This is a genomic window from Dietzia sp. B19 (assembly GCF_014145155.1).
GTDB classification, from domain to species: domain Bacteria; phylum Actinomycetota; class Actinomycetes; order Mycobacteriales; family Mycobacteriaceae; genus Dietzia; species Dietzia natronolimnaea.
This window is the reverse complement of the sequence record NZ_JAALED010000105.1, coordinates 1-22,329: the sequence shown is the minus strand read 5'-3', so window position 1 is coordinate 22,329 and position 22,329 is coordinate 1. Positions and strand designations below refer to the sequence as shown.

The 22,329-nt window shown below is 69.6% G+C and carries 22 protein-coding genes, 2 tRNA genes and 1 riboswitch; of the genes, 13 read left to right on the top strand and 11 right to left on the bottom strand.

The features are described 5' to 3' along the window. The 4 genes from G6020_RS16710 to G6020_RS04225 form a co-directional block, all read left to right on the top strand. Positions 1–248: hypothetical protein (locus G6020_RS16710; protein ID WP_206682199.1), on the top strand; the 248-nt coding region annotated here is incomplete at its 5' end. Further along, positions 245–1,990 carry an ABC transporter ATP-binding protein gene (locus tag G6020_RS04235; RefSeq protein ID WP_182609766.1) on the top strand — a complete coding sequence of 582 codons (1,746 nt, stop codon included), beginning with the start codon at positions 245–247 and terminating at the stop codon, positions 1,988–1,990. The genes G6020_RS16710 and G6020_RS04235, both read left to right, overlap by 4 nt. Continuing rightward, positions 1,987–3,687, top strand: a complete 1,701-nt coding sequence (locus tag G6020_RS04230; RefSeq protein ID WP_182609765.1) for an ABC transporter ATP-binding protein — start codon at positions 1,987–1,989, stop codon at positions 3,685–3,687. The genes G6020_RS04235 and G6020_RS04230 overlap by 4 nt, the downstream gene beginning before the upstream one ends. Before the next feature lie 81 nt (positions 3,688–3,768). Then, positions 3,769–4,191: a hypothetical protein gene (locus tag G6020_RS04225; protein ID WP_182609764.1), complete on the top strand. Its 423-nt coding sequence runs from the start codon at positions 3,769–3,771 to the stop codon at positions 4,189–4,191. A gap of 35 nt (positions 4,192–4,226) precedes the next feature. Here the strand turns inward: G6020_RS04225 and G6020_RS04220 are convergent, their stop codons facing one another. From G6020_RS04220 to G6020_RS04200, 5 genes are all read right to left on the bottom strand, one after another. Then, positions 4,227–4,961, bottom strand: coding sequence for a haloacid dehalogenase type II (locus G6020_RS04220; protein ID WP_241732568.1), 735 nt, complete (start codon positions 4,959–4,961; stop codon positions 4,227–4,229). A gap of 45 nt (positions 4,962–5,006) precedes the next feature. Next, positions 5,007–5,720, bottom strand: a complete 714-nt coding sequence (locus G6020_RS04215) for a flavodoxin family protein (RefSeq protein ID WP_182609763.1) — start codon at positions 5,718–5,720, stop codon at positions 5,007–5,009. A gap of 162 nt (positions 5,721–5,882) precedes the next feature. Then, a tRNA-His gene (locus tag G6020_RS04210) sits at positions 5,883–5,955 on the bottom strand. A gap of 108 nt (positions 5,956–6,063) precedes the next feature. Beyond that, on the bottom strand, positions 6,064–6,732 hold the full coding sequence (gene orn / locus G6020_RS04205; protein WP_182609762.1) for an oligoribonuclease: 669 nt from the start codon (positions 6,730–6,732) through the stop codon (positions 6,064–6,066). Positions 6,733–6,777: 45 nt separating this feature from the next. Beyond that, entirely contained in the window at positions 6,778–7,476 is a 699-nt protein-coding gene (locus G6020_RS04200) for a hypothetical protein (RefSeq protein ID WP_182609761.1), read from the bottom strand. A 113-nt stretch (positions 7,477–7,589) separates the two neighbouring features. On the opposite strand from G6020_RS04200, the gene G6020_RS04195 reads away from it, so the two are divergent. Next, complete coding sequence (locus tag G6020_RS04195) at positions 7,590–8,726, top strand: TetR/AcrR family transcriptional regulator (protein ID WP_241732567.1); 1,137 nt, start codon at positions 7,590–7,592, stop codon at positions 8,724–8,726. A gap of 22 nt (positions 8,727–8,748) precedes the next feature. On the opposite strand, the gene cmrA is transcribed toward G6020_RS04195, so the two are convergent. Further along, the gene (gene cmrA, locus G6020_RS04190) at positions 8,749–9,567 is read right to left on the bottom strand and encodes a mycolate reductase (protein WP_182609760.1); all 819 of its coding nucleotides are present in this window, start codon (positions 9,565–9,567) and stop codon (positions 8,749–8,751) included. 313 nt (positions 9,568–9,880) lie between these two features. On the opposite strand from cmrA, the gene G6020_RS04185 reads away from it, so the two are divergent. Further along, positions 9,881–11,164 carry an MFS transporter gene (locus G6020_RS04185; RefSeq protein ID WP_182609767.1) on the top strand — a complete coding sequence of 428 codons (1,284 nt, stop codon included), beginning with the start codon at positions 9,881–9,883 and terminating at the stop codon, positions 11,162–11,164. Here G6020_RS04185 and G6020_RS04180 read toward each other — a convergent pair. Continuing rightward, on the bottom strand, positions 11,161–11,838 hold the full coding sequence (locus G6020_RS04180; RefSeq protein WP_182609759.1) for an HAD family hydrolase: 678 nt from the start codon (positions 11,836–11,838) through the stop codon (positions 11,161–11,163). The genes G6020_RS04185 and G6020_RS04180 overlap by 4 nt on opposite strands. Before the next feature lie 148 nt (positions 11,839–11,986). Between G6020_RS04180 and G6020_RS04175 the strand changes: the two genes are divergently transcribed. Then, positions 11,987–12,979 (top strand): TIGR03557 family F420-dependent LLM class oxidoreductase, encoded by a 993-nt coding sequence (locus G6020_RS04175; protein ID WP_182609758.1) that lies wholly within the window; start codon positions 11,987–11,989, stop codon positions 12,977–12,979. A 115-nt stretch (positions 12,980–13,094) separates the two neighbouring features. On the opposite strand, the gene G6020_RS04170 is transcribed toward G6020_RS04175, so the two are convergent. The 4 genes from G6020_RS04170 to G6020_RS04155 form a co-directional block, all read right to left on the bottom strand. Further along, complete coding sequence (locus tag G6020_RS04170; protein ID WP_182609757.1) at positions 13,095–14,150, bottom strand: ABC transporter substrate-binding protein; 1,056 nt, start codon at positions 14,148–14,150, stop codon at positions 13,095–13,097. Continuing rightward, on the bottom strand, positions 14,147–14,926 hold the full coding sequence (locus tag G6020_RS04165; RefSeq protein ID WP_182609756.1) for an ABC transporter permease: 780 nt from the start codon (positions 14,924–14,926) through the stop codon (positions 14,147–14,149). The genes G6020_RS04170 and G6020_RS04165 overlap by 4 nt, the downstream gene beginning before the upstream one ends. Further along, positions 14,923–15,735 (bottom strand): ATP-binding cassette domain-containing protein, encoded by an 813-nt coding sequence (locus G6020_RS04160; RefSeq protein WP_347238305.1) that lies wholly within the window; start codon positions 15,733–15,735, stop codon positions 14,923–14,925. The genes G6020_RS04165 and G6020_RS04160 overlap by 4 nt, the downstream gene beginning before the upstream one ends. 9 nt (positions 15,736–15,744) lie before the next feature. Beyond that, a riboswitch (TPP riboswitch) is annotated at positions 15,745–15,842 on the bottom strand. A 406-nt stretch (positions 15,843–16,248) separates the two neighbouring features. Then, a tRNA-Arg gene (locus G6020_RS04155) sits at positions 16,249–16,321 on the bottom strand. 107 nt (positions 16,322–16,428) lie between these two features. Here G6020_RS04155 and G6020_RS04150 point away from each other — a divergent pair. The 6 genes from G6020_RS04150 to G6020_RS04125 all read left to right on the top strand — a co-directional run. Next, positions 16,429–18,459, top strand: a complete 2,031-nt coding sequence (locus G6020_RS04150) for a cytochrome c oxidase assembly protein (protein ID WP_182609754.1) — start codon at positions 16,429–16,431, stop codon at positions 18,457–18,459. 168 nt (positions 18,460–18,627) lie between these two features. Next, positions 18,628–19,140, top strand: a complete 513-nt coding sequence (locus tag G6020_RS04145) for a single-stranded DNA-binding protein (protein ID WP_182609753.1) — start codon at positions 18,628–18,630, stop codon at positions 19,138–19,140. Between the two features lie 126 nt (positions 19,141–19,266). After that, positions 19,267–20,940, top strand: a complete 1,674-nt coding sequence (gene ettA / locus G6020_RS04140; RefSeq protein WP_182609752.1) for an energy-dependent translational throttle protein EttA — start codon at positions 19,267–19,269, stop codon at positions 20,938–20,940. 6 nt (positions 20,941–20,946) lie between these two features. Next, a complete protein-coding gene (locus G6020_RS04135) occupies positions 20,947–21,432 on the top strand; it encodes a thioesterase family protein (RefSeq protein ID WP_119192396.1) in 486 nt (161 codons plus the stop codon). Then, positions 21,429–21,887 carry a thioesterase family protein gene (locus G6020_RS04130; protein WP_182609751.1) on the top strand — a complete coding sequence of 153 codons (459 nt, stop codon included), beginning with the start codon at positions 21,429–21,431 and terminating at the stop codon, positions 21,885–21,887. The genes G6020_RS04135 and G6020_RS04130 overlap by 4 nt, the downstream gene beginning before the upstream one ends. Next, positions 21,884–22,329, top strand: a 446-nt coding sequence (locus G6020_RS04125) for a thioesterase family protein (RefSeq protein ID WP_182609750.1), incomplete at its 3' end; no start/stop codon positions are given. The genes G6020_RS04130 and G6020_RS04125, both read left to right, overlap by 4 nt.

The following is a 22,329-nucleotide window of genomic DNA, read 5'->3' as shown; positions in this document are numbered from 1 at the left end:
TCCTGAGCGCGGACGGCGTGGTCGACGTGCCGGACGGGCTGATGTGCCCCTTCGGTCCGTCGGCACTGCAGGCCGCGGAGTGGACCCCGGCGGGTAGCGCGGGGGTTCACATGAGCCGGCAGTCGCCGGACCGCTTGATCCTCACCGCGCAGCCGCTGACCCCGACCGGTCGCCGGTCTCAGGCCGGTCAGCGCGACCAGGCCGGCAACCGGGCACAGACCGCCCATGGGGCAGTGGAGCCGCAGTGAGTGCCTCGGGATTCGACTATCGGGCCGTTCCGCGACTGGTGCGCCCCCATCTTGGCGGGTCCCGTCGCCTGCTCGTGGCCGCGGTGGCGCTCGCCGTGCTCTCGGCCGTGGCGGAGCTCGCGGTGCCCTACGCCGTCTACCGACTGTTCGTGCACCTGGTGGTGGGAGACGGGGGGCTGGCGGCTCCACAGGCGGTCGCTCTTGCGGCCGCGGGAGTCGTCGTCACCTATATCACCTTCGGCGCCGCGACCGCGCTGGCGCACCGAGCCGCCTTCGACGTGATCGCTCGGATCCGCAGCGCCCTCGGAGAAGCGTGGTCCGGTGCGGATCTGTCCGACCTGTCGGACGGGCACACGGCCTCCGCCCGCTCAGCCGCGGGGGAAGAGGTCGAGCGGCTCGAGGGGATCCTCGCGCACGGAGTTCCGGAGTTCGCGGCCAGTGTGACGGTGTGGCTGACCATGACGGTGTGGCTTCTGGGTGAGGACTGGCGGTTAGCGCTGGCGTGCGCTGCGGTGGCCCCGCTGGCCTTCTGGACCATGCGCCGGGCGATGCGGTCCAACTCCCACCGGATGGGAGAGTTCGTCGTGGCCAACGCGGCGATGGGCCGGGCGATGATGGACCAGCTCACCGCGCTCGCGGAGATCAGGGTCTTCGGCGCCCGGACGCCCGGTTCCACGGCGGTGTCCGCGATCCGACACACCGCGAGCCTCCAGTCCGCGTGGGGCGCGGCGTTCCTCCGGTGGGGAGCCTGGTTCTCACCCCTGGTCACCGCCACACCGGCGGTCGTCGCGGTACTCGGGACCTGGCTCCTCGCGGCGGGTCGACTGGAGGTGGAGACGTTCCTGCTGTTCATCGTCCTGGCCCCGGCCTACACGGTTCCGCTCGTCACGCTCTTCTACCGGATGCACTCTCTTCCCCTGGCGGCGGCGAGTGCTCGGGCGGTCGAGGACCAGCTCGACCTGGCCCCGGTGGACCTGCCGGCCGTGACCGGCCGCGAGCCGAGGGATCGGGCTGTGGTGGTCGACGGCCTCGACTTCGGACACCGGGGGCGGGCGAACACCCTTCGACAGGTCTCGTTCCGGGTCCCGGAGGGCGCGACCGTCGCCCTGGTGGGGGAGTCCGGGTCGGGCAAGACGACCCTCCTGGAGGTACTCGCCGGGCTCAGGACACCACCGGTCGGAGAGGTGACGCTCGGTGGGGTGCCCACCGTGGAGCTCGTCAGCGCGCCCGGCCGGCGCTGGGTGAGCCTGGCCGCCCAGAACCCCCTGCTGTTCGCCGGCTCGGTCGCGGAGAACCTCCGAACGGGAGCGCTCGACGTCCCCGACGGTCTCTTGCTCGACGCGCTGGAGGCCGTCGGACTTCGCGACGAGTTGGGGGAGTCGGCCCTCGATCGGCGTCTGGGGGAGGCGGGAGCAGGCCTGTCCGGGGGGCAGCGGCAACGCCTCGCGCTCGCGCGGGCCCTCGTCGTCGACGCCTGGGTCGTACTGATGGACGAGCCGACCGCCTCGGTCGACCCGCTCACCGAGGACGAGTTGTGGGAGTCGATCTCCCGGTGGTGCCGGAGAAGGACGCTGGTGATGGCGACCCACCGGATCGCGTTGGCCCGCCGGGCGGACCACATCGTGGTGCTAGACCGAGGCGCGGTCGCCGAGCAGGGCACACACGACGAGCTGCTCGACCACGGCGGGCTCTACGCCGAGTTGAACGACGCCGAGTCGCGGGCGAAGGCGGGGATCCGATGAGCGGCGTGGGCACAATGTGGCGGATCGCCGGTGCTGAACGGGTCCGCGTCCTGCGCGGGGTGGGCTGGCGGATCGTCCAGTCCCTGCTCGGCGGGCTGCTCTACGGGGTGCTGATCACCCTCGTCGTGCACTTGGCGCGCGGCGGGCAGGTGGATGAGAGCCGGGCCGTCCAGGTGACCGCGGTGGCCGTGGTGACGCTCCTCGGTCAGTTGCTCGCCTCCTATCTGGCAGCCCGGGACTCGTGGTTGGCCTCCTACCAGGTGTCCGCTCATGCCCGGGTGTGGGTGCTCGAGCACCTGCTCCGCGTGCCCGTGCCGATGGCCTCCGGCCGTCGCCGCGGGGAGATCCAGGCGCTGCTCACCGGCGACATGCAGCAGATCGAGGACTTTCTGTCCGAGGGACTGCCCAAGCTGGGTCAGGCCCTCGGACTGCCGGTGTTCGTCATCGCCGCGGCAGCCGTCTACGACCCGGTCGTCGCGCTCGTACTCGGCGGCGCCGTCGTCGCGGCGATCCCGGCCACCGTGTGGGCGGGCATACGCACCACCGCTGCGGCCCGGGAACGGACCGCGCTGCAGGCCGAGTCCTCGGCACGGTTTGTCGACGTGCTCACCGGGATCACAGTGTGGCGAGTGCTGGCGGCGCCGGGGCGGATCGCCGAGGTCCTCCGTGCGACCGCACTCGAGCTGCGGGATTCCTCCGTGCGAATGCTCGGCAAGTTGATACCCCCGCTGATGCTGGCCTCGGCCGTCCTCATGGCCGGTGTCCCGGTCCTCATGGCGGTGGTGGCCGGGCGCGGGACGGAGGTTGCGATCGGCTTCCTCCTCGTGTCGATCGCGGTGTACCGGCCGCTCTTGGCGACCCTATCGGTGGGGGAGCAGTGGCACGTCACCCGTGCCGCCCTGGAACGGCTGCGGTCGGTCGCCGAGATCCCGCAGCTCTCCGAACCGTCGGAGGCAAAGACGCCCCGGGGCGTCGAGGTGAGGTTCGACGGGGTGGGTTACGAGTACCCCGACGGCACTCCGGCCCTGCAGGGGATCGATCTGGAGCTTCCGGATCTGGGAATGGTGGCGGTGGTCGGCCACTCGGGCAGCGGTAAGTCCTCACTCGGGGGACTGCTCTCCCGCTTCGACGATCCCACCACCGGCTCCGTGCGGATCGGAGGAGTCGATGTCCGGGACCTCGCGCCCGAGACGCTCGCCGCCACCGTCACCCAGGTGTTCCAGCAGACCCACCTCGTGCCGGGGACGGTGGCCGAGAACATCGCGCTCGGCCGGCCCGACGCGACGCTCCCCGAGATCGTCGATGCCGCTCGACGCGCGCAGCTCCACATCGCGATCAGCGACCTGCCTCACGGTTACGACACGGAACTGGGTGAGGACGGCGCCGGGCTGTCCGGCGGGCAGCGGCAGCGCCTTGCCATCGCCCGGGCACTGCTCGTGGATGCGCCGATCGTGGTGCTGGACGAGCCCACCTCAGCCCTGGACACCCGCACGGAGAGCGAGGTCTCCGAGGTGATCGCAGAGCTAGCCCGTGGACGATCCGTCCTGCTCATCGCTCATCGCTTGAGCACGGTCACCCACGCCGACGAGATCATCGTCCTCGAACAGGGACGGGTGGTCGAGCGCGGTACGCATGCCGAACTCATGAGCACCGACGGACGGTATCGACGAATGTGGGATCGGCTCGAACCGCCCTGAGCCCCGCGAGCACGGCCACTGTCCACGCCCAGGAAAGACCCGTGCCCGGCTCTCAGCAGGCACGGCCGAGAGGAGTAGACGATGTCGGATTTCCAGACCCCGGGGAACGCGCATTCCCCGGACCGCGGTGAGGGAGGGAAGAACGCCTTCACGGTGGCGTACTGCGGCACCTGTGGAGGAGAGAGGGAGTCCGCGCTGGTCTCGGCCCTGAGCCGGGCGGTGGGTCGTTCGGCTCACGGTGTACTGGCGCGCGCCACCTGCCTGCTCGGCGGCACGTGCGGTTCCGCACGGGAGCCGGAGACGGACGGACCTGTCGTCCTGGTGCAACGGTGCGATCGTGTGACCCGCGAGCCCCGCGGCGGCGTGGTGACCGTCGGGCCCGTGCGGACCACACCGGATGTGAACGGCCTGATCCGGTGGCTCGAGTCCTCCGATCTCACCGTGGACGAGCTGCCGTTGCCTCTGCGGCGGGCGCACTACAGGCGTATGGCGTCGCTGAACTGATCGGATCCGTCTCCGCCGCTGCTGGTGGCACGGGTCTAGCGATGCAGCTGGTCGGCCAGATCTGTGAGGGACGTGGCCGTGATGTCCGGCGTCCGGAAGTACCCCGGGTAGGGCTCGCCGTTCCTGTTGATCCAGGCGGTACCGAGTCCAGCCCGTGCGGCGCCGTCGATGTCCCAGGGATGAACGGCGACGAGCATCGCGTCCATGGGGTCGACCTCGCACCGGGTGAGAGCGTGCGCGTAGGCCCTGAGGGCCGGCTTCCAGGCGCCGGCGTCCTCCACCGAGAGAAGTGCCTCGAAGTCCTCGCGTATCGCCGCGCGGTCGAGGAGGCCTTCGGCGATCGCGGCCGAGCCGTTGCTCAGCGTCACCAACCGGATCCCCAGGTCCGTGAGTGCGTGGACACCGCCCGGCACGTCAGAGTGCACGGGGAGGACGGTGAAGCCGCCCATGATGTGCTGGACCGCGTCGTCGGGGTCGCGACTGAGCGGGTGTCCATGGAGGCTGATCCGCAGGGACTCCTCGGCGAGGTGGGCGAACGAGTCGCTCGCCGACACGACCGTGAGGGCGAAGCCGTCCCGGAGGAGCCCCGCGAACCAGCTCGACGCCAGGTGCGCCGGCGCGCCGACGTCCTCGAACCGCCGGGCAATCGGCGACATGTCCGAAAGTGTCTCGTTGACGTCGAAGATGATCAGGGTCGGTTTCCGGGGCCCGTCCGGGCTCACCGGGTGGTCCCGGCTCGCGATGTCGTCCCCCGGGTGCTCGGTGGTCAAGGAAGCCTCCTCTGCCAGGATCGCGCGGTCAGGATCGGTACGCGGTCAGGATCGGTACTCGGGGTTCTCCCAGTCGAAGCGGGCACCGGAGTCCCAGGCGGAGCGCTGGTTGCCCTCGCTGGGGATGCCGCCGGCCGCCTTGAGCAGTCGAGCGAGGTGCATGAGGTTCCAGGTCAGGAAGGTCGTGTTGCGGTTGGTGAAGTCGTTCTCCGGCCCTCCGCTGCCGGGGTCCAGGTACGACGGCCCGGGGCCGACCTCGCCGATCCAGCCCGCATCGGCGTTGGGCGGGATCGTGTAGCCGAGGTGCTGAAGGCTGTAGAGAATGTTCATCGCGCAGTGCTTGAGTCCGTCCTCGTTGCCGGTGATCAGGCACCCGCCGACCCGGCCGTAGTAGAGGTGCTGGCCTTTGTCGTTGAGCATCCCGGACAGCGCATAGAGCCGCTCGATGACCTTCTTCATCACGCTGGAGTTGTCGCCGAGCCAGATGGGCCCGGCCAGCACGAGGATGTCGGCCTCGAGAATCCGCGGGTAGATCTCCGGCCAGGCGTCCACGTCCCACCCGTGCTCGCGCATGTCCGGGTAGACGCCCGTCGCGATCGGGTGATCGACCGCGCGAAGGGTCTCCACCTCGACTCCGTGCGTGCGCATGATCGAGGCGCTCGCGTCGACGAGCCCCTGGGTGTGGCTGAGACCGGGGCTGCGCGTGAGAGTGCAGTTGACGAACATCGCCCGCAGGCCGGTGAAGTCGGGCTCGCTCATCTGGACTCCTCGATGCCGGTAGGGGCGATCACCAGAGCGTAATTGTCAGCGGTGAGGTTCCAGCCGGTTTCGGCGGTGAGAAGGGTAGGGGCGAAATGAGAACGAGGTCCGGACCCCGACCGGGAGGGTATCTCGGTCGACATCCGGACCTCGTTCGTCCGGGGTGGCTGACGGGACTCGAACCCGCGACAGCCAGGATCACAACCTGGTGCTCTACCAACTGAACTACAGCCACCATCGCCGTCCTCGCGAACGGCGTGGATGATGCTACCCGGTGTGAGCCCCGGTGAGGAAATCGCCAGCTACTGTCGCCGACCGGGCCTGCTCCAACCGGACGAGGTCGTCAGTCCACCGGGGGCAGGGCGCTGGCAGCGGCGCGTACCTCGTCGGTGGTCGGCCCGGGCTGGGGCACGAACGCCGTGGCGCGGTAGTACTTCAGCTCGCGGATCGACTCCTTGATGTCCGCTAGCGCGCGGTGGGACATGCCCTTCTCGGGCTGGCCGAAGTAGATGCGCGGGTACCAGCGGCGGCACAGCTCCTTGATCGAGCTCACGTCGATCATCCGGTAGTGCAGGTAGGAGTTGAGCTCGGGCATGTCCCGGGCGAGGAACCCGCGGTCGGTGCCGATCGAGTTGCCGGCCAGGGGAGCGGTCCCGCCCACCGGGACCCAGGCGCGGATGTAGTCCAGGACCACTTTCTCGGCCTCCGCCACCGTCACGGCCGAGGCGCGGATCTCCTCGGTCAGCCCGGAGGAGGAGTGCATGTCCCGGACCACGGGGAGCATGGCGGCCAGCTTGGCGTCGGAGGTGTGGATGACGATGTCCACGCCGTCGCCCAGGACGTTGAGTTCGGAGTCGGTGACGAGCGCCGCGATCTCCACCAGCGCATCGTTCGCGGTGTCGAGGCCGGTCATCTCGCAGTCGATCCAGACGATCCGGTCGTTCTTGGATTCCTTGTGGGGCGTCGGGGTGGACGTCGCGACAGGGGTGGGACCGGGGTTCGACTCTGGCATCGTTCGACTATATCGCCGCAGTACCGGCGGTCAGGCCTCGGAGGATCAGGCTTCGCCCTGTCGCACCCGGCTGGGCTCGGCGACGGACCGACCTCTGGCCGGTGATGACCCGGTTGTATCGCGGGCCGCGGAGGCTGCGCTGAGTGCCGCGTAGACGGCCGCAGCCGCAAAGGCGAGCCCGTAGGCCATCCGGCCGGCAGGGGGGACGAAGAACTGCGGCAGGAACATCGCCGCGATCACCGCCAGCGGAAGGAATGCGACTGCCGCTCGGCCCGGTCGGTGCATCCGGAGCCAGGAGAGCGCCGCCACGATCCCGGCCACCGCGAGTGCGATCAGCCCCACCGCGAAGAGGGTCATGGCAGTGGGGTTGTCCCGGACAGCGGACACCAGATTCAGAACGTCGCGGTCGCCTTCCAGGGCCCTGCTCGCGATCTCGTGCAGCGCGAAGGTCTCGGCGCCGTAGTAGGGCAGGACGAGCGCAGCGCCCACGGGGCCGGCCCATCGGAGCGGACCCGTGGTGAGGAGCGACCAGAGTGCGGCGAGGGCGACGAGGGAGGCCGCTCCCGCCAGGTGGGAGACGAGCCACAGGGGCGAGGAGAACGCCTCCGCCGCGCCGAGCGTTGCACCGCCGTCGGCGTCGCCGTACGGACGCAGCAGCAGGTACCCGGCCATGAGGACGCCCGTGGTGACGGCGAGGACGGTGACGCGTGGGCGCGGAATCGTGGTGGGAGTCGGACTGGTCATCGGCCCTCCGGAATGAAGAGAGAGCGGCGCTCTCGATTGGATGAGGTTCACGGTAGGCCCCCTCGTCAGACAAATCAAGAGCGCCGCTCTCGTTCTTCTGGAAGGATCGCCGCATGGGAAAGCGGGACGAGGCCAGGGCTGAGACCATCGAGCGGATCCTCGCCGCTGCGCGCGAGGAGATCGCGAGGGCCGGTGGGGTGGGCCTGTCGATGCGCTCGGTCGCCCGCGAGGTCGGGATGGTCTCCTCCGCGATCTACCGTTACTTCCCGTCGCGGGAGGACCTGCTCACCGCGATGATTCTCGAGAGCTACCAGGGCCTGGCAGTCGCTCTCCGCCCGGCTGAGGCTGAGTCAGAGGCTGAGTCAGAGGCTGAGGCAGAGGCAGAGACCGCGGACGAGGGCGGTGACGCCGCAGCCGGGACCACGGCCGAGAACGAGGACGGTGACGCCGCGACCGGGAATCCCGACTCTGGTTCCGACGCCGAACGGTGGCGCCGTCTCGCGGACGCCCTCCGCGGGTGGGGACTGGGAGCACCGCACGAGTTCCAGCTCATCTACGGCACGCCGATCCCCGGGTATGTGGCACCGGCTGAGACGATCCCGGCCGCCGGTGAGGTGGCCGCCCCGTTTCTCAGTTGCCTGCGGTCCCGGCACGTTCCCGGTTTCGAATCGGCCGGCACCGGCATGAGCGCCTTCGCGGACGACGCTCGCGTCACCCCGTCAACGGCGGCCGCGGCGGTCGCGGCGATCTCCGAGCTCATCGGCTTCGTGGGACACGAACTGGCCGGGCACTTCGTCGGCCTGGCCGATCCGGCCGACGACCTCTACCGGGCGGTGGTTGCCCGCCAGGTGCGCGACCTCGGGCTGGAATCTGCGGCGGATGACGATGAACTCTTGTGGAACTCGATCTTCGGCCAGGCGTTCGCGCGGCATCTCGCCCTCTATCCCGCGCCGGGGATGGAGACGGCGCACCCCGACGACTCGCCCTACCGGGTGGACGAGCTCACCATGACGGACGGCGCGGTGACCCTGGTCTGGTCATACCCGGAGATTCGTTCCGCACGGGGCGGGCCGGTTCGGGTGGGGAGGCACTGGAACCTCAGGGAGCTCCGCGAGGGATTCTCACCCTCGGACCCCGAGTTCGTCGCTGGGGCGGTGATCGATGAGGACTTCATGCCGCTGGCACTGCCGTCGGCGGACCGGGAGGGGCCGGACGGGATCCGTTGGCTTGGCCCGCCACCGCCCGCATGAGAGGGCCGTACTCAGAGGCCGATCAGCCCTCCGCCTGCCCCTCGCCGAGCTTGGCGTAGAACCGCCCCACGATCGGGGCCATGATCCCGCGCGGGGTGTAGTTGCCCGCCACGGACATCGCCTGGCCCAGCGGTCCCGGGACCACGCGCATCTTGTTGCGCGCGAGCGCGTCCAGCGAGACCCGGGCGGTGTACGTGGTGTCCACCCAGAAGCGGTCGGGCACCAGGCGGTCGACGAAGGTCTTGTCCTCCTCGACGATCTCCTCGGTGCGCACCGGGCCGGGCGCCAGCAGCGTCACGTGCACCCCCGAACCCTTGAGCTCCCCGCGCAGCGACTCGGAGAAGGTGTTGAGGAACGCCTTGGTGGCGGCGTAGGTGGCGTTATTGGGGATCGGCATGTTGCCGGCCGCCGAGCCGACGTTGAGAATCGCGCCCGAGCCACGCTCGACCATCCCGGGCAGGACGGCCAGCACGAGATCGTGGCACGCCACGGCGTTGACCTGCACCTGGCTCTTCTCGTAGTGGGGATCGAGCGCGGCGACCGGGCCGAACGTCGCGATCCCGGCGTTGTTGCACAGGATCGAGATCTCGCGGCCCGCGAGCTCCTCCAGCAACGGTGCCCGCTCGGCCGGATCGGACAGGTCGCAGGCCCGTACCTCGACCGTCACCCGGAACTGGCTCTCCAACCGCTCCTTGAGTTCCTCCAGCACCTCGCCGCGCCGCGCCACCACGATCAGGGAGTGCCCGCGGCGGGCCAACTCGGCGGCCAGCGCCATGCCGATCCCGGAGGAGGCGCCGGTGACGACAGCACTATTCGTCGCGGTGGGCAGGGGAAGCGGCATCTTGCGTCCTCGGGTCAGGTGGTCAGGGCCGAGGGTGAGCGTACCGGCGAGGGTGGTGAACGGGGGAGTCGGTGACGACGAGCGCGGCCCGCGGCGACCGTGTGCCCCCGCGGACGGGCGCATCACCGGCATCGGCCCGGTCGAGGCAGTGGACCAGCTGCAACTCGGGACCTCAGGCGAACCGCCAGGCACTAGGTTCTAGAGCGTGAGCAGCACCGGGACACCGCGCCCTCCAGAGACCGCTACCTCGTCGTCGTCGTTGTCGTCGCCCGTCCCCAGCCCGGCCTCCCGCGGTCAGGTCTTCTCCTGGGCGATGTGGGACTGGGGCTCGGCGGCCTTCAACGCGGTGATCGTCACCTTTGTCTTCTCCGTCTACCTCACCGATTCGGTCGGGGCGGATCTCGACAGCGCGTTGACCCCCGCCACCTGGCTGTCGATCTCGATCGCACTCGCCGGGTTCGTCATCGCCGTCACCGCGCCGGTGATGGGCCAGCGCGCGGACCGGGGCGGTCGACGCCGGCGCTCGCTGGCCATCTGGACCTACCTCACCGTGGCGCTGACGGCCCTGATGTTCCTCGTGGACTCCGATGCTCCCCACCCGTGGTTCTTCGTCGGACTGCTGCTGCTCGCGCTGGGGTCCATCACGTTCGAGTTCGCCGAGGTGTCCTACTTCGCGATGCTGCGGCAGGTCTCCACCCCGGCCACCGTGGGGCGGGTCTCCGGGTTCGGGTGGGCGATGGGCTACTTCGGCGGGATCTTCCTGCTGCTCACCGCGTTCCTGGGCTTCATCTCCGGGGACGGCGACGAGCGGGGACTGCTGGGCATCTCCACCGACGGTGGCCTCAACGTGCGGCTGGTGTGTCTGGTGGCCGCGGTGTGGTTCGCGGTGTTCGCGCTGCCGGTGCTGCGGTCGGTGCCGGAGAACCGGCCCCGGGGGAGGAAGGGCGACGACGACGAGGCCGGCTTCGCCGAGTCCTACCGCATCCTCTGGCGGGACCTCAAGGCCCTGTGGCGCCGGGACCCGCGGACCGTCAAGTTCCTCGTGGCCAGCGCGATCTTCCGCGACGGGCTGGCGGGGGTGTTCACCTTCGGGGCGATCCTGGCGGTCACGGTGTACGGGCTCGCGCCGGGGGACGTGCTGCTCTTCGGTGTGGCGGCCAACGTGGTGGCGGCCCTGGGGGCGGCGGTCGCGGGAGTCGTGGACGACCTGGTGGGGCCCAAGGCGGTGATCATCGGCTCGCTCGCGGCGATGCTCGGCACCATGACCGTCCTGCTGTTCGTGGACGGCACCGCCATGTTCTGGCTCTTCGGTCTGCTCATGTGCTTGTTCGTGGGCCCGGCGCAGTCGGCGTCGCGCTCGTTCCTGGCCCGACTGGCGCCGCCGGGCAGCGACGGCCAGATGTTCGGCCTCTACGCCACCACCGGGCGTGCGGTCTCGTTCCTCGCTCCCGCTCTGTTCGGGCTGTTCACGTGGGGATTCGGCACCGACCGCGCGGGCATCGCCGGGATCGCGCTGGTCCTGCTGGTGGGCCTGCTCCTGCTGCTCCCCGTGCGGACGCCGACCCGCGCCGAGTCCTCGGGGGTGTGGGCGCCTTAGAGCTTCCCGGCCTCGAGGAGCGCGAGTACTGCGGCGGCGTCGTCGGCGATCTCCGAGTAGCCCGCTTCGCGCAGTTCGGCGTCCCCGATGCCGCCCGTGCGGACAGCGACCGAGCGGATGCCCAGCTTGGTGGCCGCGATGGCGTCCCACGTCGCGTCGCCCACCATGATCGCGTTCGCGGCGTCGACGCCGGAGCGCTCCAGGGCAATCGCGACGATGGTCGGGTCGGGCTTGGCGGTGTCGACGTCCTCGCCCGTCGTCACGGCGTCCACGTAGTCGTCCACGTCGAGCAACCCGCGGGCCTCGGCGAACTCCGACGGCGGGGCCGAGGTGGCCAGGACCGTGGTCCACCCCTGCTCCTTGGCGCCCCGCACGAGCTCGCGGGCACCGGGGAGGACGCGCAACGAGTCCCCGGCCTCGGCGTAATACTCCGAATGCAGGTCCTTGGCTCGGCTCGCCACGCGGTCGCGGTCCTCGTCGTCGTCGATACCCGCGATGTCCAACAGTTCGGCCACCAAGGTGGATCCGTCCTTGCCGATCCGGTGGTGGACCTCCACGAAAGGCACCGGCGCGCCCGCCTCGACCAGAGCGCGGTGCCAGGTCCAGACGTGGACGTAGGTGGAGTCGACCAGGGTGCCGTCGACATCGAGCAGCAGGGCGCGGGAAGTGGTCATGGAATCGAAGGTGCCCGGCTCCCGGTTGCCTGGCAACCGCTGGGGCCAGTGTTGTCCGACACGTCTCCCGGCGCGAACCCCCGCAGACTGTCCGGTCCGGTGCCGCGATCGGTGGCATCTCCGGGCGGACGGGATCACCCTCGACTACATGACACGTTTCGGATACACCCTCATGACCGAACAGTCCGGCCCCAAGGAACTCGTGCGCTACGCCGCCAAGGCCGAGCAGGCGGGCTTCGACTTCGAGGTGGCCTCGGACCACTACTTCCCGTGGCTGTCCTCGCAGGGCCACGCGCCGTACGTGTGGAGCGTCCTGGGCGCCGTGGCGCACGTGACCGAGCGGGTGGACCTGTGCACGTACGTGACCTGTCCGATCCTGCGGTATCACCCCGCGGTGGTGGCGCAGAAGGCCGCGACCGTGCAGATCATGTCCGACGGCCGGTTCATGCTGGGCATCGGCGCGGGGGAGAACCTCAACGAACACGTGGTGGGGCAGCGGTGGCCCTCGATCGACGAACGCCACGAGATGACGGCGGAGGCGCTGGAGATCATCGGCGAGCTGTTCGACGGGGGACTGGTGACGTACTCCGGCGAGCACTTCCGCGTGGACTCGGCCCGCCTGTGGGACCTGCCCGACAAGCGGGTGCCGATCGGCGTGGCCGCCGGCGGGGAGAAGGCCGTGGCCAGGCTCGGACCGCTGGGCGACCACCTGATCGCCACCGAACCCGAGCCCGCCCACATCGAGAACTGGAACGCGCTCGACGGGCAGAAGAGGATCGGTAGCGGCGCGCGAGCCATCGCGCAGATCCCCATCAGCTGGGACCCCGACTCGGAGAAGGCGGCCGTCGAGCGCGCCCACGACCAGTTCCGCTGGTTCGCCGGCGGCTGGGCCGCCAACGCCGACCTGCCCACCACCGCAGGGTTCGCCGCCGCGACCAAGTTCGTGCGCCCCGAGGACGTGGCCGAGCAGCTCGCGTGCGGTCCCGACCTGGACGCGATCGTCGAGAAGGTCCGGCCCTTCTGGGAGGCGGGCTACACCGACGTGGCGCTGATCCAGATCGGTGATTCGACCCTGGACCGGTTCCTCGAGGAGGCCGCCGAGCCGCTGCTCGCGCGGCTGCGGGAGGCCTCTCCGAACTGAGGCGAGCCGGTTCCGCCGGAGCCATCGACAAGAGCGTTTCGCGCATTCTCACTCGACCGATGTGCGCGAAACGCTCTTGTCGATGACAGGCGGGACCTGCCACGGCGGCGGGGTTCTAGCTGCCCGACCCGGGGAGGTAGTCGTTGGTCGTGGCAGTGGCGCCGTCGACCTCGGTCTCCAGCAGTCCGTTCTGGTACATCCACGTCGCGTAGGCCGCCCAGTCCTGGGCCGACTGCCGCCCGAAGCCGTCCTCGGGGAGCAGCGCGAGGGTGGCGTCGATCATCAGCTCCAGCACGTCGGGGTCGTACGACCCCTCGGTCTCGGGGGTGAGGGCGTCGATGGCGGCTTGGCGGTCGTCCAGAGCCGTGGCCTGACCGGCCGCGGTTCCGGCGAGGAAGCCTCGCACGCGCTCGGCGTAGTCGGGGTCGTCGGCGAGGCGGCTCGGGTTGGCGATGATCACCAGTTCCGCGTAGTCCGGAACTCCGAGCTCCGTGGCCGGCATCACCACGAAGTCGCCCTGAGCGGTGAGCTCGACCCCCTCGATGTTGCGGAAGGCCCCGAAGATCGCGTCCACCTGGTCGGTCAGGAGCGCCTGGTTGAGGCTCTGCTGAACGTTGGGGGCGGAAATCGAGTCCGGATCGATCCCGGCCTCCCGGGCGATGAAGTCGAGGGTCGGCTGCTGGGAGGCCAGACCCGACAGGCCCACCGTCTTGCCCTCCAGGTCGGCTGCGGTGCTGATCCCGGACTCCGTCCTGGCGATCAGTGAGGTCAGTGATGTGGGAATCAGGGCGGCGACCGAGACCACGTCGAGGCCCTGCTCCGCGGCGATGAGGGTGTCGGGCTCATAGGAGATGGCCAGGTCGGCACGTCCCAGGGACACTTCCCGCGCGGCGTCGGCCGTGTTGGACGGCGTCATGAACGACACGTCCACGCCGGCGTTGTCGTAGGCGCCGGTGTACTGCGCGGTGTACAGCGCCACATGATCGGGATTGGGGCTCCAGTCGAGCAGCACACTGACCGGTGCGGCGGCGGTCCCGTCCGGCTCGGCGTCGTCCGAGGCTGCCTGACAGCCGGTCAGAGCCACCGCGGCAGCGGCCGCGATCGCGAGAATGCGGACCCCGGGTCGCCTGAGGACCTGGCGTCGGATCGTCCTGGTTGGTGTGTGCGTCATGATGGGTTCCTTTCCCCAACGGGGGTGTTCCACGGGCAGATCAGACGTTCGAGGGTGGTCACGGTGGCCAACAGGAGGCCGGACATGACTGTCAGCACGGCCACCTGGGCAAAGACGAAATCGGTTTGCAGCCGGGGGATCGCCTGGAGCATGAGGTAGCCCAGGCCGTTGGTCGAGCCCGTGTATTCGGCGAAGACCGCGGCGACCGGGGCGAAGGTGACCGAAACGCGCAGTCCGGCGAAACCGCGTGGTGCGGCGAAGGGCAGACGCACCCGCCAGAAGAGCGACCACCTGGTGGCGTGAAGGCTCTGCAGGGTATCGATCAGCCGGGCGTCGACCTGGCGCACACCGGCGAGAAGGTTGAGCGCGACCGGGAAGAAGCACAACAGGGCCACCACGATGACCTTCGGTGCCATGCCATAACCGAGAGAGATCGTCAGCAGCGGGCCGATCACGATGACCGGGATGGCCTGGGAGGCGACCAGCAGGGGGGTCATGGCCTGCCCGACGGTGGGCACGAACGCACTGACGATCACCACGGCCAGCGCCACGAACACTCCGAGGACGACTCCGATGAGGGTCTCGGTGGCGGTCAGCAGTGTGGCGGAACCGAGTCGGTCGGGCCAGGTGGTCACGAGCGAGTCGAGCACGGCACGGGGCGCAGGGATGACGTAGGCGGGCACGAGCTCGAGCGCCGTCACCGCTATCCAGGCGGCCAGAACCAGCAGGATCGTGACGCAGGCGGGTGCGGCGGACCGGAGGAATCGCACGGTCATCGGGCGGTTCCGCCTTCGGCCAGGTGTGATTCCCGGGCCAGGGCCTGGAGTACCTCCCGACGGGCTGCGGCGAATCCCTCGTCGCCGAGGAGGACCTCGCGGGGGCGGTCGTCGCTGAACCACCCCGGCCAGGTGGAGACCACACGCGCCGGGGCGTCGGCCTCGCGTCGCGCAAGCAGGATCACGCGTTCGGCGAGAAGCAACGCCTCATCGACATCGTGCGTGACCATGACGAGGGTGGCCGAGGTGCCGGTGATGGTCTCGCGGAGCCACTGCTGGACCTCCGCACGGGTGATCGCGTCGAGCGCCCCGAGCGGCTCATCGGCCAACAGCACGGGTTTACGCGCCAGCAGCGCGCGCGCGAGCGCCGCCCGCTGGCGCATACCTGCGCTGAGCGCTGCGGGACGGGCATCGGACCACTCGCCCAGACCCAGGCGGTCCAGCATGCTCTGGGCCTCGGCGCGGGCAGCGCGCCGGCGCACACGTTGGTTACGGAGGCTGATCGCGACGTTGTCGAGCAGGGTCAACCAGGGCAACAGGCTGTCGCCCTGGGGCATCAACGCGCAAGAGTCCAGGCGCCGTGCGGGCTGGCGTTCATCGAGGACGAGGGCGGTCCCGGTTGTCGGTTCGACGAGGCCGGCGATGAGCGACAGCAGCGTCGACTTGCCGCATCCGCTGCGCCCGACGACGGCGATGTGCTCGCCTGCCGGGACGGAGAGGTTGAGGTCCGCGAGGACCGCGCGGCGCGCACCCGGATAGGTGTGTCCCAGGTCATCGAGCGCCACCGCCGTGGTTCCCGGACGGCTCACCACAGGGTGCACCAGCGCATGTGACATCCCTCCGCTCGTGTGAACGAGTTCAGGTTCAGCGGGTGTGATCTCAGCCCCGTTCGGTAGGGGCACCCCGTGTCATCGGCGCCGATTCTGGGAATCGGCCCGAACATGAAAGGTATCACCGGCTAATTCCGCGATGGGAGGCCCGTCCATTGCAGGAGCGACGGTCGGGGAACACCCGATCGAGTTTGTGCAACCGCCCGCATTGGGTGCTTGGCGACTGGCGAGCACCCGGCCGCTCACCCGCTTCACCGGCGGCAGCGGCCGCGAACGAGGTGCCCACTCGGCGAGTGGTCACGTCTGCCCCTCGACGAGTGGTCGCATCTGACGGATTCTGGGAAACCCCACCTGGGAGAACGTGATCAGGAGTGACCGCGCGGCGGGAGGTGTCCCGGTGTCGACGACGATGCGGCCCGGCGACCGGCTGAGGGCAGGTCGCCGGGCCGAACACGTGCCCGTCGCCGTGCCGAGAACGTGCTCTGGGCCGTGCGCCCCCGAGAGGATTCGAACCCCTGACCAGCCGGGTAGAAACCGGATGCTCTATCCACTGAGCTACGGAGGCCTGCGACGCTCGCGTCCGGCGTCGCCGGAAGAATGGTAGCCGATCCGGGGGTGTGCGCAGGAGGCGCGAATCGGCCCGGGGGCGATCGGGTTCCTACGATGGTGGTCATGACGTCGTCGAAGTCGGCACCCGCCACCGCCGGACCGCTCAGGACCCGCAGCGTGGTACCCGTCGTGATCCTGCTCGCGGTGGTGGCCGCCGCGGTGGTGATCCCGCTCTCGGGCATGTCCACCGAGGTGGCGCTTGCGCTGGTGGGAGTCCCGGACCCGGGCGTCCTCACCACGGCCGGGCTCCCGGCGGTCCGCGCGATGGGCGAGCTGCTCGCCGCGGTGGCGGTGGGAACGGCCCTGTTCGCGGCGTTCTTCACACCGCCCCAGAAGGACAAGACCCTCGATGTGGACGGATACCGCTCGCAGCGGATCTCCTCGTGGGCCAACATCGCCTGGGCGGTGGCCGCGGCGCTGCTCATCCCGCTGACGCTGTCGGACGTCTCCGGGCGCACGCTGTGGGAGTCGCTGCCGCCGGACCAGTGGATCGTCGCCATCAACCAGATCGACGTGGCCTCCTCCTGGCGGTGGGCGGCGGTGATCGCCCTGGTGGCAGGGATCGGGCAACGGCTCACCCTGAGCTGGCGTTGGTCGGTGATCTGGCTGGGCGTGTCGGTGCTCTCGCTCCTGCCGGTGGCGGCCACGGGCCACGCCTCCGGGAGCACGGCCCACGACATCGCCACCAACTCGCTGATCATCCACCTGTTCGCCGCGGCCTTCTACGTGGGTGGGCTGGTCGCGGTGCTCGCCCACACCATGCGGGGCGGCTCCCGCGTGGCACTGGCGCTGCGCCGCTACTCGGTGGTGGCCACGATCGCGATCATCGCGCTCGGGTTCTCCGGGATCATCAACGCGCTCGTGCGGCTGCACCCCGCCGACCTGTTCTCCTCGACCTACGGGTTGCTCGTGCTGGCCAAGGCGCTGGCGCTGGCCCTGCTCGCGGTGTTCGGGCTGGCGATGCGCCGCCGGATCATCGCCAAGATCGAGTCCAAGTCGGCCAACGCCCCCGTCGACCGCGGAACCCTGTTGCGGATCGGGCTGGTCGAGGCCGTGGTGATGGCGGGCACGATCGGGCTCTCGGTCTCGCTCGGCCGCACCCCGCCGCCGGCCCCGCTCTACGTCCCCACCCGTCAGGAGGCCCTGTTGGGCTTCGAGCTACCCGGGCCGTTCTCGTTCGGCACCGTGCTCGGGCTGTGGCGCTTCGACCTGGTGCTGGGCCTGGCCGCAGTCGTCCTGCTGAGCCTCTACGTGTGGGGCCTGATCACCCTTCGCCGCCGCGGCGACTCGTGGCCGAAGGGCCGGACCGTGGCCTGGGTGCTCGGTTGTGTGCTGCTGTTCCTCACCACCAGCTCCGGCATGGGGATGTACATGATGGCCGACTTCGCCAGCCACATGGTCGGACACATGCTCATCTCGATGCTCGTCCCGGTCCTGCTCGCGCTCGGCGGGCCGCTGACGCTCGCGTTGCGTGCGCTCCCGGCTGCGGGGCGCGGGAACCCGCCCGGGCCGCGTGAGTGGATCGTCGAGTTCATCAACAACCCGCTCTCGCGCTTCCTCACCCATCCGATCGTCGCGTCGGTGCAGTTCGTGGCCGGTTTCTACATCATCTACTTCGGCGGTTTCTACGAGTCCCTGGCGTCCGAGCACCTGGGCCACATGTTCATGAACGTCCACTTCCTCATCAGTGGCTACCTCTTCTACTGGGTGATCATCGGGGTCGACGCGGCGCCGCGGCACTTCTCGCCGCTCTACAAGCTCATGGTGCTGCTCAGCTCGCTGCCGTTCCACGCCTTCTTCGGCATCATGCTCATGAACTACAAGACCGTGCTCGCCGAGAACTGGTACGGCGGGATCGGGCTGCCGTGGATCCCGGACCTCCTGCAGAGCCAACAGGTCGGTGGCGGCGTCGCGTGGGCGGCAGGGGAGATCCCGCTGTTCATCGTCATGCTGGCCCTGGCGTGGCAGTGGTACCAGAGCGACATGCGGGATGCGCGGCGCGGGGAGCGGCAGGCCGAGCGCGACGACGACGCCGAGCTCAAGGCCTACAACGAGATGCTCGGTGAGATGTCCCGCGCCGACCGCCGGGCCTGAGAGGCGCCCACCTCGTCGTCGTCGGACCTCTCGCTCCACACCCCTGCCGCCCCTCCACAGTGCGGGTACCGCGAGCGATGCGACCGGGATACGACGACGACGAGGTGGGGCACGCTCTGGAGCACGAGGCCGACGCACGGTCGGTCCGAGTGTGACAGGAGCGAGACCATGAACGAGACCCACACCACCGTCCGCGGAACCGTGATCACCGACCCCACCACCCGCAGGGTCGGAGAGGACTCGGTGTTCTCCTTCCGGGTGGCCAGCAACACCCGCTACCAGGACCGCGACACCGGGGAGTGGAAGACCGGCGGCACCCTGTACTTCTCGGCCAACTGCTGGGGCAGGCTGGCGCAGCGGGCCTCCGGGACGCTGGTCAAGGGCGACGGCATCATCGTCCAGGGTCGATTGCTGACCAACGAGTACGAGAAGGACGGCAGGATCCAGCGCGACCTGGAGATGCGGGTCACCGCACTGGGCCCGGACCTCTCGCGGATGGACGTGACCATGCGCAGGGCCCAGGTGGAGGGCTCCGGCACCTCGCCCGAGGGGGAGGGCGCGGTGCAGCCGCAGGAGGCGGGCGGTGCGGAGGAGGTCATGGAGATCGGCTCCCGGGACGCCGACGATGCGCCGGTGGGGCAGGCCGCCGTCGGCGGGTTCGCGGAGGCCGTCCGGGTCTGAACCGGCGGGGCCGCGGGTAGCCCTCCGCCGTGCTCACCAGGGCTGCGGGTGGGCACGTAACATGGGGGTCGTGCCCGCGGTCCGGCCGCGGCGATGTGAACTATTTGCGCAGGTGAGAGGGCAGAAGTGGCCGAGTTTATTTACACGATGAAGAAGGTTCGCAAGGCGCACGGGGACAAGGTGATCCTCGACGACGTGACGATGTCCTTCTATCCCGGTGCGAAGATCGGCGTCGTGGGGCCCAACGGCGCGGGTAAGTCCTCGATCCTCAAGATCATGGCCGGTCTGGACCAGCCGTCCAACGGCGAGGCGTTCCTCGACCCCGAGGCCAGCGTCGGCATCCTCATGCAGGAGCCCGTGCTCGACGAGACCAAGACGGTCAAGGAGAACGTCGAGGACGGCCTCGGCGAGACCATGGTGCAGATCCGCCGGTACAACGCGGTGGCCGAGGAGATGGCGACCGACTACACCGACGAGCTCATGGAGGAGATGGGTCGGCTGCAGGAGCAGCTCGACGCCGTGGACGCCTGGGACGTGGACTCCCAGATCGAGCAGGCCATGGACGCCCTGCGCTGCCCGCCGGGCGACTCGCCGGTGACCAACCTGTCCGGTGGCGAGGCGCGTCGGGTGGCGCTGTGCAAGCTGCTGCTGAGCAAGCCCGACCTGCTGCTGCTCGACGAGCCCACCAACCACCTGGACGCCGAGTCCGTCCTGTGGTTGGAGCAGCACCTGGCCGCCTACCCCGGCGCCGTCCTGGCCGTCACACACGACCGGTACTTCCTCGACCACGTCGCGCAGTGGATCTGTGAGGTCGACCGCGGTCAGCTGCACCCCTACGAGGGCAACTACTCCACCTACCTGGAGAAGAAGGCCGAGCGCCTCGAGGTCCAGGGCAAGAAGGACCAGAAGCTGCAGAAGCGGCTCAAGGCCGAGCTCGAGTGGGTGCGCTCCGGTGCCAAGGCGCGCCAGTCCAAGTCCAAGGCCCGTCTGGCCAAGTACGAGGAGATGGCCGCGGAGGCGGAGAAGCACCGCAAGCTCGACTTCGAGGAGATCCAGATCCCCACGCCGCCGCGGCTCGGCAACGTGGTGGTGGACGTCGACAAGCTCACCAAGGGCTTCGACGACCGCGTCCTCATCAAGGACCTGTCGTTCACGCTGCCTCGCAACGGCATCGTCGGCGTGATCGGCCCCAACGGCGTCGGTAAGACGACGCTGTTCAAGACCATCGTGGGCCTGGAGGAGCCGGACTCCGGCACCGTCAAGGTGGGCGACACGGTGAAGCTGAGCTACGTCGACCAGAACCGCGCCAACATCGACCCGGAGAAGTCGGTGTGGGAGGTCGTCTCCGAGGGCAACGACTACATCGAGGTCGGCCAGAACGAGATGCCCTCGCGTGCCTACGTCAGCGCCTTCGGCTTCAAGGGCCCGGACCAGCAGAAGAAGTCCGGCGTCCTGTCCGGTGGTGAGCGCAACCGCCTCAACCTGGCGCTGACGCTCAAGGTCGGCGGCAACCTGATCCTCCTCGATGAGCCCACCAACGACCTCGACACCGAGACGCTGGGCAGCCTGGAGAACGCACTCGAGGACTTCCCGGGCTGCGCCGTGGTCATCTCGCACGACCGCTGGTTCCTGGACCGCACCTGTACCCACATCCTCGCCTGGGAGGGCAACGTGGACGAGGGGCAGTGGTACTGGTTCGAGGGCAACTTCGAGGGCTACGAGAAGAACAAGGTCGAGCGTCTCGGCCCCGACGCGGCGCGCCCGCACCGGGTCACGCACCGCAAGCTCACCAGGGACTGACCGCAGATGGCCACGCCGACCACCCAGGGCTCGGACGCCCCGACCACCGGAACCTCACCCGGGGCCGCCACCGTGGCGGGGGCCGTGCACCGGGTCCGGATCCCGTTGCGCATCTCCGACTTCGTGGGCATGCACGTCAACAACGTGCGGTTCCAGGAGTTCTCGCAGGACGCCCGCCTGATGTGGTTCCGCGAGAAGTTCGGGGTGCCGGGCTCCCGGGTGCCGAGCGCACTGGCGCGGTGGATGGAGATCGACTTCCGTCGCACCATCGCCATGGGCGTGCCCGAGGTGTGGGTGGACGTGCAGGTGGTGCGGGTGGGCCGCACCTCGTTCACGATGCGGACCTCGATCGGCTCCGAGTCGACCGGTGCCGAGCCCTGCGCGGTGGTCGACACCGTGATGGTGGTGACCGCGGATGACGAGACCACGACACTGGAGATCACCCCCGTGGAGCGCGCGGCGCTGCTCGGGGACCGGGAGGAGGCGGGATGACCATGCGCGACGCCGTGGACGGCGGGACGTTCCGTTGCACCCTGCAGGTGCGGTGGGCGGACTTCGACCAGTACGGCCACGTCAACAACATCAAGTACCTCGAGTACGCGCAGGAGGCGCGGATCCTGTTCATCCGCAGCCGGTTCGGGCCGTTCGGCCTGGGCAACCTGCCACAGGTCGTGCGGCGCACCGAGATCGACCACCTGCGGCCCGTCCTGCGTGACTCCACCTCGGTGGACGTGGAGATCGACGTCGAACACGTCGGGACCACGTCGTACCAGATCCGCCAGACCATCCTGGACGCGGCGGGCGAGATCTGTTGCACGCTGCGGGTGGTCATGGTCGCCTACGACTCCTCCACCTCGACCGCGGTGGAGATTCCCTCCGGTGTCCGCAACGTGCTGGAGGCGGCCTCACAGCCGGCGGCGATCACCGACCAGGGGCCCGCCACGTGACCGACCAGCTCGTCTACGAGACCGGCGGCCCCCTGGGCGTGTCCGGAGAGCCGGGCCGCAGGGTGTTCACCTCGGCGATGCCGGTCCGGTGGTCGGACCAGGACCTCTACCACCACGTCAACCACGCCCGGATGATCACGCTCATCGAGGAGGCGCGGATCCCGTGGCTCTTCTCCGAGGGCATGCCCACCGCGACGCTCACCGCGGGTGCGGTGATGACCGACCTGGCGGTGAAGTACCGGGGCCAGGTCAAGCACGCAGACGGCCCCATCCGCGTGCGCATGTGGTGCGAGAAGGTCGGCGGGGCGATGTTCGTGGCCCGGCACGAGGTCCGCGGCCGCATGACGCCGGACTCGGCGCCGCCCGCGGTGGACTGCACGGCCACCATCGCCGCGTTCGACTTGGCAACCCAGCGCCCGCGCCGGTTCACCCGCGCCGAGCG

What these genes read in the sequence shown, in the direction of transcription:
- G6020_RS04230 (WP_182609765.1), top strand. Translation starts at nt 1,987, where the DNA reads ATGAGCGGCGTGGGCACAATGTGGCGGATCGCCGGTGCTGAACGGGTC.
- G6020_RS04225 (WP_182609764.1), top strand. Translation starts at nt 3,769, where the DNA reads ATGTCGGATTTCCAGACCCCGGGGAACGCGCATTCCCCGGACCGCGGT.
- G6020_RS04215 (WP_182609763.1), bottom strand. Translation starts at nt 5,720, where the DNA reads ATGAGCGAGCCCGACTTCACCGGCCTGCGGGCGATGTTCGTCAACTGC.
- orn (WP_182609762.1), bottom strand. Translation starts at nt 6,732, where the DNA reads ATGCCAGAGTCGAACCCCGGTCCCACCCCTGTCGCGACGTCCACCCCG.
- G6020_RS04200 (WP_182609761.1), bottom strand. Translation starts at nt 7,476, where the DNA reads ATGACCAGTCCGACTCCCACCACGATTCCGCGCCCACGCGTCACCGTC.
- G6020_RS04195 (WP_241732567.1), top strand. Translation starts at nt 7,590, where the DNA reads ATGGGAAAGCGGGACGAGGCCAGGGCTGAGACCATCGAGCGGATCCTC.
- cmrA (WP_182609760.1), bottom strand. Translation starts at nt 9,567, where the DNA reads ATGCCGCTTCCCCTGCCCACCGCGACGAATAGTGCTGTCGTCACCGGC.
- G6020_RS04185 (WP_182609767.1), top strand. Translation starts at nt 9,881, where the DNA reads ATGTGGGACTGGGGCTCGGCGGCCTTCAACGCGGTGATCGTCACCTTT.
- G6020_RS04180 (WP_182609759.1), bottom strand. Translation starts at nt 11,838, where the DNA reads ATGACCACTTCCCGCGCCCTGCTGCTCGATGTCGACGGCACCCTGGTC.
- G6020_RS04175 (WP_182609758.1), top strand. Translation starts at nt 11,987, where the DNA reads ATGACACGTTTCGGATACACCCTCATGACCGAACAGTCCGGCCCCAAG.
- G6020_RS04170 (WP_182609757.1), bottom strand. Translation starts at nt 14,150, where the DNA reads ATGACGCACACACCAACCAGGACGATCCGACGCCAGGTCCTCAGGCGA.
- G6020_RS04165 (WP_182609756.1), bottom strand. Translation starts at nt 14,926, where the DNA reads ATGACCGTGCGATTCCTCCGGTCCGCCGCACCCGCCTGCGTCACGATC.
- G6020_RS04150 (WP_182609754.1), top strand. Translation starts at nt 16,429, where the DNA reads ATGACGTCGTCGAAGTCGGCACCCGCCACCGCCGGACCGCTCAGGACC.
- G6020_RS04145 (WP_182609753.1), top strand. Translation starts at nt 18,628, where the DNA reads ATGAACGAGACCCACACCACCGTCCGCGGAACCGTGATCACCGACCCC.
- G6020_RS04135 (WP_119192396.1), top strand. Translation starts at nt 20,947, where the DNA reads ATGGCCACGCCGACCACCCAGGGCTCGGACGCCCCGACCACCGGAACC.
- G6020_RS04130 (WP_182609751.1), top strand. Translation starts at nt 21,429, where the DNA reads ATGACCATGCGCGACGCCGTGGACGGCGGGACGTTCCGTTGCACCCTG.